The organism is Bradyrhizobium sp. P2_E8, assembly GCF_056403875.1.
Genome location: NZ_JBFUES010001730.1, coordinates 1 through 801, shown reverse-complemented (window position 1 = coordinate 801; position 801 = coordinate 1). Strand labels below are relative to the sequence as shown.

The 801-nt window shown below is 62.8% G+C and carries 1 protein-coding gene; it reads right to left on the bottom strand.

Features of this window, described 5'->3' with window-relative positions:
• On the bottom strand, positions 1-559 hold a 559-nt coding region (locus tag AC1D00_RS43535), incomplete at its 3' end, for a flagellin N-terminal helical domain-containing protein (RefSeq protein ID WP_477014986.1).
• Between the last annotated feature and the right edge of the window lie 242 nt (positions 560-801).

Genomic DNA, 801 nt, shown 5'->3' with positions numbered 1-801 from the left:
GCGTGGCGGTACCTGACAGTACGGTGGTGCCGTCGGCAGCGGTCGCGGCAAAACCGACCGCCGAGCCCGCGTTCGAACCCAGCGAGGCGCCGAGCGCGGCAGTCCCCGTCACCGGGGTCACGCCACCGGGCGCGCCGGTGTAGAGCACGTTGCTGTTGGCGGTCGCGCTCGCATAGGAGGTCGTGCCGCGCAGGTCCGCGGGCGTCGCACCGGGAATCGTGGTGGAGACGTTCGACTTGGTGGAGTAACCGACCGTGGTCTGCAGCGCCTGGTTGGCGATCGATTTCGCGCTGTCGATCAGCTTCTGCAGCGAGGTGATGCCGGTGTTGGCGGCCTGGAGCACCTGCACACCGTTATTGATGCCGTCGAGCAGGTTGCTGATGTCGCTGGCGCGGTTGTCCAACCCCTGCGCGGTGAAGAAGTTGGTGGGATTGTCGAGCGCCGTGTTGACCTTCTTGCCGGTTGACAGCCGCTCCTGCGTCGTGGCCAGCAAGTCAGCCGTCGACTGCAGCGACAACAGGTTCTGGCGAACTGACGCCGAGAGAACGATGTTGGACATTGGCGAGTCTTCCTCTTGAACCGGATACGAATCGGCCACGCGGTCTCGAAAGCGGGCTTTGGTCCAGTTTTAGGAGGTGTCCTTTAAAGTATGGTTAACGCCGGTTTAAGCGATAGGGTTAATGGCGAATGAATGCCCCTGCCCGCCTCCGGACGCAAAAAAGAGCGGCGGGGCCAATGGCCCCGCCGCCCGATTTTATTTAGCTATTCCAGCTACTTGTTAGCGGAGCAGCTGGAGCACGC